The organism is Lacisediminimonas sp., assembly GCF_030645335.1.
In the GTDB taxonomy this organism is placed as follows: Bacteria; Pseudomonadota; Gammaproteobacteria; order Burkholderiales; family Burkholderiaceae_D; genus Lacisediminimonas.
Genome location: NZ_JAUSNH010000161.1, coordinates 1 through 10,433, shown reverse-complemented (window position 1 = coordinate 10,433; position 10,433 = coordinate 1). Strand labels below are relative to the sequence as shown.

12 protein-coding genes are annotated in these 10,433 nt (G+C 61.0%); 2 read left to right on the top strand and 10 right to left on the bottom strand.

The window, feature by feature from the left end; genetic code table 11:
- From Q7T64_RS11200 to Q7T64_RS11155, 10 genes are all read right to left on the bottom strand, one after another.
- Nucleotides 1-118: universal stress protein (locus Q7T64_RS11200; protein ID WP_304795529.1), on the bottom strand; the 118-nt coding region annotated here is incomplete at its 3' end.
- Between the two features lie 110 nt (nt 119-228).
- Entirely contained in the window at nt 229-639 is a 411-nt protein-coding gene (locus tag Q7T64_RS11195; RefSeq protein ID WP_304795527.1) for a hypothetical protein, read from the bottom strand.
- A gap of 213 nt (nt 640-852) precedes the next feature.
- Nucleotides 853-1,926: a TRAP transporter substrate-binding protein gene (locus tag Q7T64_RS11190; RefSeq protein ID WP_304795525.1), complete on the bottom strand. Its 1,074-nt coding sequence runs from the start codon at nt 1,924-1,926 to the stop codon at nt 853-855.
- A 262-nt stretch (nt 1,927-2,188) separates the two neighbouring features.
- The gene (locus Q7T64_RS11185; protein WP_304795523.1) at nt 2,189-2,386 is read right to left on the bottom strand and encodes a hypothetical protein; all 198 of its coding nucleotides are present in this window, start codon (nt 2,384-2,386) and stop codon (nt 2,189-2,191) included.
- Between the two features lie 169 nt (nt 2,387-2,555).
- The gene (locus Q7T64_RS11180; RefSeq protein WP_304795521.1) at nt 2,556-3,788 is read right to left on the bottom strand and encodes a CaiB/BaiF CoA-transferase family protein; all 1,233 of its coding nucleotides are present in this window, start codon (nt 3,786-3,788) and stop codon (nt 2,556-2,558) included.
- 110 nt (nt 3,789-3,898) lie between these two features.
- Nucleotides 3,899-4,675: an enoyl-CoA hydratase/isomerase family protein gene (locus tag Q7T64_RS11175; RefSeq protein ID WP_304795519.1), complete on the bottom strand. Its 777-nt coding sequence runs from the start codon at nt 4,673-4,675 to the stop codon at nt 3,899-3,901.
- A 108-nt stretch (nt 4,676-4,783) separates the two neighbouring features.
- On the bottom strand, nt 4,784-6,070 hold the full coding sequence (locus tag Q7T64_RS11170) for a TRAP transporter large permease (RefSeq protein ID WP_304795517.1): 1,287 nt from the start codon (nt 6,068-6,070) through the stop codon (nt 4,784-4,786).
- A gap of 15 nt (nt 6,071-6,085) precedes the next feature.
- Nucleotides 6,086-6,634 carry a TRAP transporter small permease gene (locus Q7T64_RS11165; RefSeq protein WP_304795515.1) on the bottom strand — a complete coding sequence of 183 codons (549 nt, stop codon included), beginning with the start codon at nt 6,632-6,634 and terminating at the stop codon, nt 6,086-6,088.
- Between the two features lie 24 nt (nt 6,635-6,658).
- Complete coding sequence (locus Q7T64_RS11160; RefSeq protein ID WP_304795513.1) at nt 6,659-7,675, bottom strand: TRAP transporter substrate-binding protein; 1,017 nt, start codon at nt 7,673-7,675, stop codon at nt 6,659-6,661.
- A 132-nt stretch (nt 7,676-7,807) separates the two neighbouring features.
- Nucleotides 7,808-9,013 carry an alanine--glyoxylate aminotransferase family protein gene (locus Q7T64_RS11155; RefSeq protein WP_304795511.1) on the bottom strand — a complete coding sequence of 402 codons (1,206 nt, stop codon included), beginning with the start codon at nt 9,011-9,013 and terminating at the stop codon, nt 7,808-7,810.
- 220 nt (nt 9,014-9,233) lie between these two features.
- On the opposite strand from Q7T64_RS11155, the gene Q7T64_RS11150 reads away from it, so the two are divergent.
- Entirely contained in the window at nt 9,234-9,962 is a 729-nt protein-coding gene (locus Q7T64_RS11150) for a GntR family transcriptional regulator (protein ID WP_304795509.1), read from the top strand.
- 38 nt (nt 9,963-10,000) lie between these two features.
- Nucleotides 10,001-10,433, top strand: a 433-nt coding sequence (locus Q7T64_RS11145; RefSeq protein ID WP_304795507.1) for an FAD-binding oxidoreductase, incomplete at its 3' end; no start/stop codon positions are given.

Genomic DNA, 10,433 nt, shown 5'->3' with positions numbered 1-10,433 from the left:
CGGCGACGCTCACGGCCACCAGTGTGCCGCCACCGCTGCGGGCAAATTCAACTGCTGCCTTGACTGCTTTTTCTGCCAGCTCGGAACCGTCTGTGGGTACAAGTATTTTTTTGAACATGGCTGCCTCTCGGGTTGGATTTGCTGCAACTAGTCATCCTAAAGACTTACTGTGGAATAAATTTGACCCACGTCAAATCCGTCCTGCGGGGCGGCAACCGGACGCAGCGATCAGGATCCCTTGCCCTTGCCTTTACCCTTGATGGTCTCGATGGCAGGACTATTCTGATGGTCCAGGCGCGCCAGCGCCATGTCCGGCGGCACCTCAATGCGGGTAATGCCGGATGTAACAGCTGGCGGATCGCTGGCCGGAAAGCTCATTTCCACTGAGTCATCGATCAGCATTTCCTCTGCCTGCTCCTTGTCCATGCTGGTTTCCGCCTCGGCCAGCGCGACGATAGCGCGCGCAATATTGACGCAGTCCAGGTTGGCCAGGTCGCGCACCGTCTCGACGGAAAAGGCGCCTTTCAGCGCGTCGGCCGCCTTGCTGCTCACGCCATGCAAAGCTGAAACGGGGGCGTTTGCAATCTCGCGCAAGCTTTTCCCGCGGTATTCAGTGTCCAGCGCAGTATCAATATTCATTTGCATTCCTTTTTGTGCGGCAAGATCTTTCGGGCATTTTGTTGTTGCTGCCTTGGATAGACATTCATGACGCCCACAAAATCCGCAGCGCGCCAGGTAACTTTCCCTCCGTCTGTCATCGCACAAAAAAAAGCCCGCGGCGAAGGCTGCGGGCTTTTGCGTCCGGCCGGGGCAATTGCCCCGGCCAGACTGAGACCAGGCTGCTGCTTACTTCTAGCGAAGCATGAAGTTCTGGATCGGTGCTTCGCCAACCGAGAACCACTGGTTCACGTTCTGGCGGTAGGCCTTCCATGGCTCGTAGATCTTCTTGAACTTGGGGTTCTTGGCCGCCTCTTCATTGTAAGTCTGGGTTGCTGCGTTAAAAGCGGCCTCCATGATCGGCGCCGAGAATGTACGCAGCTTGACGCCGGCCTTGAGCAAGCGCGCCAGGGCTTGCGGATTGCGTGCATCGTATTCAGCCTGCATGCCGGTGTGCGCCTCGTAAGTCGCCACTTCCAGCGCCGACTGGTATTCCTTCGGCAGCTTTTCCCATTCCTTGATGCCCACGTAAAAAGACAATTGGGCGCTTGGCTCCCACCAGCCCGGTGCGTAGTAAAACGGCGCAACGCGATTGAAGCCGAGCTTTTCGTCATCGTAAGGACCGACCCATTCAGCCGCATCGATCGTACCTTTTTCCAGCGCGGGGTAGACGTCGGCGCCAGCCACTTGCTGCGGCACCACGCCGAGCTTGCCCATCACACGCCCGGCCATGCCGGCGATGCGCATTTTCAGGCCCTGGAGGTCCTTGACGGTCTTGATTTCCTTGCGGAACCAGCCGCCCATCTGGGTGCCAGTATTGCCGCCCATGAAATTGACGATGCCATAGTCCTTGAAGAAATCGCGCATCAGCGCCATGCCGCCGCCGCTCATCAGCCATGCCGTCTGCTGGCGCGAAGTCAGGCCAAAGGGCAGCGCCGTATCGAAGCAGAACGCCGGGTCTTTGCCAAAGTAGTAATAGCCGGCGGTGTGGCCCATTTCGACCGTGCCTGCCTGGACTGCGTCGACCACTTGTAGCGCCGGGATGATTTCGCCGCCTGCAAACACGCGGATGTTGAACTTGCCACCGGTCAGCGAAGCAACCCGCTTGCTGAATGTGTCCGCTGCGCCGAACAGCACGTCCAGCGATTTCGGGAAGCTGGAAGCCAGGCGCCAGTTAACAGTCGGCTGGGTCTGTGCGAATGCGGGCATGGCGACGGCGCTGACCGTGGCGCCAACTGCCGCATTTTTTAGAAATGAACGACGTTGCATCTGGTCTATCTCCTGTTGTTATGGGATCCCGGTGAACTTGCCCAACAGCACAAGGCATGATCGGGTACGCCGTGATTGTCTCGTAAAACCGGCCCGATTGGCTATGATCTTTTGCTACCCTGCCATGATCGTCACAGCCACCGGCAACACCCCGAATTAAATGCGCCGGCGCGACTACTGCGTGCTGACAGCACTTCCTTGCAGGCGAAAAAAAACCGCCCGCTACGAGAGCGGGCGGTTTCGCGCGAAACGCGCGCTGAAATTACTTCTTGTCAGCTTTTGGTGCGGATGCCGAAGCCGATGCACTGGCTTTCTTGTCTGCTTTTGCAGCTGGCTTCTTTGCATCAGCTTTTTTGGCGGAAGCCGAAGCAGCCGAAGCAGCAGGAGCAGCCGAGTGCGAAGCTGCGAAAGCCGAAGCGGCGAAAACGGTCGTAACCAGCGCGAGAATGATTTTGTTCATTTTTAAACCTTTTGTCTGACGTTAGGAAAGTGGATCTGCGAAATCGGCACTTGCGAACCGACTCCTTCCACAACGTGCCCGGTAATCGGATGGTTGACCGATGCGCGTAAAAAACTGTACGTCTTTCTTGCCGCGCAAGCAACAACTTCCGGCGCTTTACGACAACTTTTTATGCCGAAGCCGCCTCGGCGACCACACCGGCGGTGACCAGCGCGTCGATTTCGCCCTTGTCGTAGCCATATTCCGACAGCAATTCCCGCGTGTGCTCCCCCAGCATGGGCGCATGCCGCAGCACTGCCGTTGGCGTTTCCGAGAAATGGATCGGGCAACCAAGGGCGCGGGTCGGGCCGGCCTGCGGGTGCACCAGGTCGACCACCATATGGCGCGCCAGTGTTTGCGGATGATTGAGCGCTTCGCCGACCGATAGCACCGGGCCGGCCGGAACGCCGGCGGCATCGAAGGCGGCGATCCATTCCGATTTGCTGCGCGTGATCAGTACCTCGTTCATTGCAGTGCACAATGCCGGCAGGTTTTCCATGCGGGCCGTATTGCTGGCAAAGCGCTGGTCTGCCTTCCATTCCGGATGGCCCAGCACTTCGGCGATGCGCTCCCAGTTGGCCTGGTTTGCGCCGCCAATGTTGATCCAGCCGTCACTGGCCTGGAAGGCCTGGTATGGGGCGGTCAGCAAATGGGCCGAGCCGGTCGGGCCGACTGATGTTCCGTTCGCAAAATACACCGCAGCCTGCCAGTAGGTTTGCTGCAGGCCGGCTTCCAGCAAGGAAGTGTCGACCATTTGCCCCTGGCCGGTTTTGAGCTTGTGGACATAGGCGGCGGTCACGCCAATCACCGCCAGGATGCCGGCATTGATGTCGGCGATCGAATTGCCGGTCTTGACAGGCGGGCGCCCCGGCTCGCCGGTAAAGGACATCAGGCCGCTCATTCCCTGGGCGATCAGGTCGAAGCCGCCCTTGTCGGCGAAGGGCCCGTCACGGCCATAGCCGGAGATGGAGCAATAAATCAGGCCGGGATTGTGTGCGCGCAGCGTTTCGTAGCCCAGGCCGAGCTTGTCCATGGTGCCCAGCCGGTAATTTTCGATCAGCACATCGGCATCCTTGACCATGCGCAGCAGAACTTCCCGTCCCTGCTCTGTCTTCAGGTTGAGCGCGATGCCGCGCTTGTTGCGGTTGAGGATCATGAAGGGCGCAGACACGCCGTTGACCAGCGGCTCCCGATACGCGCGGGAGTCATCCCCGCCGGGCAGCTTTTCCACCTTGATGACATCGGCGCCCATGTCGGCCAGCATCATGCCGCAGGTCGGACCCGCCATGATCTGGGCCAGCTCCAGTACGCGCATGCCGGCCATCGGGCCGGGTCGATCGGGTGCAGCCTGGTTCGTATTCATTGGTGGTGCCTTTGGTCTGGCCCTGGATTTTGTTGAATGGGTTCTTTGGCGCTTTTTTTAGCCGGCCTGCTTGCCGCCTTGCGGCTAGCTGCAAGCAATGGTGCGACCGATCAGGATCCCGTCCACTCGGGGCGCTTCTTGTCGAGGAAGGCGTTGACGCCGATCATGAAATCGCGGCTGCCATAGCAGGCGCGGACCAGGTCGTCACCCTCGGGCACTGTTTGCGCAATGACACGCCGGATGGCTTCCTTGGAAACCCGCATCGTGACCGGTGCATGCTGCGCCAGCCGCGCGCACATGGCGGCTGCCTGCTGGTCGAGTTCGTCTGCCGGCGCAATGACGGTGACAAAGCCGCATGCCTTTGCTTCCTCGGCTGGAATGGTCTCGGCCAGCAGCAGCATGCGCTTGGCGCGGGCGACACCGAAGGCGGCGACCACCCGCGCGACGTTATTGCTCGACAGGCAGTTGCCCAGCGTGCGGGCGATCGGCAAGCCGAATGCCGACTTCGGCGTGGCGATGCGGAAATCGCAAGCTGCGCTGATGGCAAGCCCGCCGCCGATTGCCCAGCCGTCGACAATGGCGACCGTGGGCATCGGCAATGCTTCTATCTGGCCAATGCGCTGGTCGATGACTTTCTCGTACGCGATGCCGTCTTCGCCGCCTTCAAAGGTGCGGAATTGTTCGATATCGGTTCCGGCGACAAAGGCTTCGCCACCCGCGCCGCGAATGGTCGCCACGCGAATTTCCGGCTGGTCGCGCAGCTGCTCGCAGATGCGGCCAAGCTCTTCATACATCGACCAGGTCATTGCGTTGCGCGCTTGCGGGCGGTCGATCAGGATCTGCGCAACGCCGTTATGGATCGACAGATGGACTTGGCCGTTGCTCATGGTGCGACTCCATGGAAAAAATTTCCGGCCTTGCCGGACCGATGATGAAAGCCCGGTGTCCGGCGCACGGACAATGCCTGCGCCGGACCCGGGCCGCTGCTTTGCCTGCTATCGATAGAAGTATTCCACCAGGCCCATGCCGGTTATCGGCACATACGTCACCAGCATCAGCACCGCCACCAACACGGCAATGAACCAGATATTGACGCGCGTGACTTCCCACACCGACGCCTTGGCGATCGAGCTTGCCACCATCAGTACGCTGGCAACCGGCGGCGTTTGCTGGCCGATGCCCAGGTTGATGGTCACGATCAGGCCGAAATGCACCGGGTCGATGCCGACCAGCTTGACCAATGGCATCACGATCGGAATCACCAGGATGATTGCCGCGGCCGAATGCAGGAACATGCCCAGGAACAGGAACACGACATTGAGCAAGGCCAGCACCACCCACTTGTTGCTGGTGAAGTCCGACACTGCCTTTGCCAGTTGTTGCGGCGCTTGTACTTCGGTCAGGTAGGTGCCGAGCAAGGCGCTGGTCGCAACCAGCAACATCACCACCGCGGTCTGCATCCCGCCCTCCACCACCGCCAGCCGCAGGTGCTTGAGGTCGAGCTCCCGATACACTGCCAGGCCGATGAACAGTGCGGCAACCACGGCCAGTGCTGCACCTTCCGTCGCTGTCACCACGCCACCGAAAATGCCGCCCAGGATAATCAGCGGCAAGGCGAATGCCCACAGTGCTTCACGCGCGGTCTTGCGCACCCGCTCCCAGGAGAAGGCATCGCCGCGGGGCAAGTTGTAGCGACGAGCCAGGAACGATGCCATGCACATCAGGCCCATCGCACCGATCAGGCCCGGCACGACGCCGGCGACGAACAGCTGCACCACCGATGTTTCAGCCATCACCGCATACAGGATCATCGGGATCGACGGTGGAATGATCACCGCCAGCGTGGCAGCCGACGACATCACGGCGGCGGCCATCGGCGCCGGATAGCCTTTGCTTTTCATGCCGGGAATCAGGATCGATCCGAGTGCGGCGACATCCGCCACGGCCGAGCCGGATATCTCGGCGAAGAACAGCGAGGAGCCGATCGAGACGTGCGCCAGTCCGCCCCGCACCCAGCCAAACAAGGCAGAGGCAAACGCAATCAGTCGCTGCGAGATGCCCGACGCATTCATGATCGCGCCGGCCAGGATGAACAAGGGAATCGCCAGCAGCGGAAAATTGGTCGCGCCATTGTAGGTAACGACGGCCAGGTTGGGCAGCGAGTCGGTACCCTGGCTGACCAACATGGCGATGGTCGCCACGATCCCCAAAGATACCGCGATCGGCACATTGATCAGCACCAGACCCAGCACCGCCCCGAATAGAACCAGCATGGTTGTCATGTTCGTTCTCCCGGGTCAGTGCAGGCCGTCGGACAGCGTCGGCCCCACCGCCGGCCCATGCTGCCGCGACCCATCGCCAAGCAGGTCGATCAGGTAGGTGACTTCGGCGACCAGGATCAGCGCCGCGGAAATCGGGATCACCGACTGCACCACGGTCATCGGGATCGGAAGGCTCACCAGCGACTCGCCGACCAGCGCCGGCAGGATGGTCAGGCCGACCCATCCCAGCAACGCGAAGAACGCAATCGTCAGGACCTGGGCAATGATTTCGAATACGCGCCGGGTTCCGGGCGCGAACTGCTCGATCACCTCGGGGCAGCCGATATGACCGCGCTTGACGGACGCCAGGGCGGAACCGTAAAACGTCAGCCAGGCCAGCAGCACCGAGGCGACCTCGTCGTACCACACCAGCGAGTTGCCCACGACGCGAAACACGATGCAGAACGTCACTTCAACCGCCAGGACCACCATCAGGCCGCCGACCACCCACTCCAGGATGCGGCCATAGCGATCCCGGAACCGCTGGGTTGCGCTGCCTCCTGCTTGCGACAAGGATTCACTCATGTTGTTTTCTCTCGCGATGCCGGTTTATTTGCCGAGTGCGACCGCACGGTCGATCAAATCCTTGGCGCCAGGAACTTCACGGCTGAACTCGTCATAGATCGGCTTGCTGGCGGCGATGAAGGCGTTCTTGTCGACTTCATTGACTTGCATGCCGGCTTTCTTGAGCTTGTCGAGCAAGTCGGTTTCGCCCTTGATTGCCGTTGCATAGACATAGGCCTGGGTCTCTTTGGCGGTGTCTTCGAGCACTTTGCGCACGTCAGCCGGCAGGCCGTTGTAGCGGCGGGTGCCGACAGTCAGGTAAGCCGGCGTATAGACGTGTCCGGACAGCGACATGAATTTCTGCACTTCCTGCAACTTGGCGGAATAGATCTGGGTGAACGGATTTTCCTGGCCATCCATCACGCCGGTCTGCAAGGCAGTGAACAATTCGGAAAACTTCATCGGGCTCGGATTGGCGCCGTATTGCTGGAACATCTTGACGCGCCATTTGCCTTCCGGCACGCGCAGCTTGATGCCCTTGAGGTCATCCGGCACCTTGATCGGGCGCTTGTTGTTGGTGATATGGCGATAGCCGTTTTCCCATACCGCCAGGATCTTCACGCCTTTCTTTTCCGCAGCCGGTGCGATGCTGGGCCAGAAAAGATCTTTCTCGATGCGGCCCATGTGCTGGCGGTCCTTGACGATGTAGGGCAACTCGAAGATGCCGAACAGGTCGACTTCGGACGACATCACGGTCGACGGCAATGCCATGTCGATGGTGCCGAGCTTGAGCTTCTGGACCATTTCCTTGTCGCCGCCAAGCTGGCTGGAGCCGAACACCACGACCTTGGCCTTGTTGCCCAGTTTGGCGTTGGCGCGCCTCGCATATTCGTCGGCGCTCAACTGGAACAGCGAGCCCGGCTCGCCGACGTGGCCGAGCTTGATTTCGACCTGCGCCGTCGCCGGCGCGGCAATTCCCAGCAGCGCGCCTGCGCACAAGGTGAGCGCGGTCAGGCCGCGCAGTGAATCGCCAAGGCTTGCGGAAAAAATAGTGCGTTTCATGGTGTCTCCTCCGGTTGTCATTGTCTTGCTTGAAGTCTTCGGTCTTTGGTCTTCAGGCTTGCGCCTTGGTTTGTGTTGCTTGAAACTCTTGTCATGATGCCGGCGTGGCGCTGCCTGTCACCCAGCCATTGCTCACCCCGCCTTGACCACCGCCGGCGCCGCAGTTTCGGCCAGGTAGGCCATCGCCGCCTGTACGCCCCCCTTGCTATGCGGCACGCCAGCCAGGCCCAGGCCCATTTCAACCCCGGACAGCGTGCCGCACAGTGTCAGGTCATTGAAGTCGCCAAGGTGGCCGATGCGGAATACCCGGCCGGACAGCTTGCCCAGGCCCTGACCCAGCGACATGTTGAAATTTTCCAGGACCACCTTGCGGAACCGGTCGGCGTTATGCCCGTCCGGCATGACGACCGCGGTCAGCACCGGGCTGTACTCGGCCGGTTCCAGGCACAGTATTTCCAGCTCCCAGGCGCGGATCGCACGCCGGGTCGCCTCGGCGTGCCGCTGGTGCCTGGCAAAGACATTCTCGAGTCCTTCCTCCAGCAACATCGCAATCGCTTCGACCAGGCCGTACAGCATGTTGGTCGACGGCGTATAGGGGAAATAGCCGCTCGGATTGATCGCCACCATCTCGGCCCAATCCCAGTAGGAACGTGGCAGCCGCGCCTGCGCGGCGGCAGCCAGCGCCTTTGCGCTGACGGCATTGAAGGACAGGCCGGGCGGCATCATCAGGCCTTTTTGAGAACCGGATACGGAAACGTCCACGCCCCATTCATCATGACGGTAGTCGGCGCAGCCCAGGCCCGACACGGTATCGACCATCAGCAAGGCCGGATGGCCGGCGCGGTCGATTGCCTTGCGCACTTCATGGATGCGGCTGGTGCTGCCAGTCGATGTCTCGTTGTGCACCACGCACACTGCCCTGATCTCGTGGCCCTTGTCCTGTGCCAGCCGCGCCTCGACCGCCATCGGGTCGACACCGTGGCGCCAGTCGCCGGCAATGAACTCGACGCGCACGCCCAGCTTGTCCGCCATCTTCTTCCACAAGGTCGCGAACTGACCGGTCTCGACCATCAGTACCAGGTCGCCCGGCGACATGGTGTTGACCAGCGCCGCTTCCCAGGCGCCGGTACCCGACGACGGATAAATGACCACATTGCCACTGGTACGAAAAATCTGCTGCATGCCGCTGATGACCGCTTTGCCGAGCGCGGCAAATTCCGGCCCGCGGTGGTCGATGGTGGCGTTGTCGATCGCCCGTAAAATACGGTCCGGTACCGGGCTGGGACCGGGGATCTGCAGGAAGTGACGACCGGATGGATGGGAATTAAGGGAAATCATCAGCAAACCCCAGGACAGTTGGTATACAAAAACTGATAGTAGTGAGCTTGTCCGGCCGTGACAAGCAAGTTTCATATTGCATAGCAGCATCATTACAGGGGGCATTCCTGTTACCTTCATAGAGAGGAATGCGAAGCGACGACGGGCGATCACTGGCTAATCCCCACTTTGTTTTTCGGGCTAAAAGATTTATGCTTAGCCAAATATTTTTGGTATACCAATGACTCCACCAGTTTCCTTGATGCCATCGCAGGACGCGCGGCCCGGTGCCGCCGAGACTGATCGCGCAACCTTGCCCGCCAGCGTGGCGGCGCGCTTGCGCGAGCTGATTACCGAAGGCGAATTGAAGCCCGGCGCACGGCTCAACGAGCGCGCGCTGTGCGAGCGGCTGGGCGTGTCCCGCACTCCATTGCGCGAAGCATTCCGCCTGCTCGCGGCCCAGGGCCTGGTCGCCATCGAACCCAATCGCGGGGCGCAGGTACTGGCCTTGTCCGAAGACGATGTGCGCGAGAGCTTCGAGCTGATGAGTGCGCTGGAAGCGCTGTCGGGCGAACTGGCCTGCCGCAATATCTCGGATGAAGAAATCGTCGAGATCCGGGCCCTGACTTTCGAAATGCTGGCCTGTCATGCGCGGCGCGACCTGCCAGCGTATTACCGCCTCAATCGGCGCATCCATGATTGCATCAACCTGGCGGCGCGCAACCGGCTGCTGACCCAGACCTACCAGACACTGAACATCCGGATGCAGCACCTGCGCTTCCGATCCAATTACGACCAGCAAAAATGGGACCGCGCCTGCCGCGACCATGCCGGGATGGTAGAGGCATTGAGCGCACGCGATGAAGCCCGGCTGGTGGCCTTGCTGCGCACCCACCTTCAGCACAAGTGCGAGGCCGTGCTGGAGGCCTTGCGCGCCGACCAGCAAGGCCCCCGCAACAGCGCCGCCTGAACCCTGAACCCCATTCACCAACACCTGTCCCGCATCCCATGAACGCACCCGTCACGGACCAGGTCCTGATCAAGCCCAGCCCCTATGTCAATGAACTGTCGGCACGCTTGCGCCGGGCGGTGCAGGGCGAGGTCAAGTTCGACCGCGGATCGCGGGCGCGCTATGCCACCGATGCGTCGATCTACCAGATCGAGCCGGTCGGCGTGCTGGTGCCCAGGACCGTGGACGATGTGCGCGCTGCCATCGCCATCTGCCGCGAACTGCATGTGCCGCTGTTGCCGCGCGGCGCCGGCACGTCGCAGTGCGGGCAGACCGTCGGCGCCGCACTGGTCATCGACAACAGCAAATACCTGAACCGCGTGCTGACGCTGGACATGGAGGCAATGACCGTCACGGTCGAGCCCGGCATCGTCCTTGATCACCTGAACGCCTGGCTCAAGCCGCATGGCGTGTGGTTTCCGGTCGATGTAT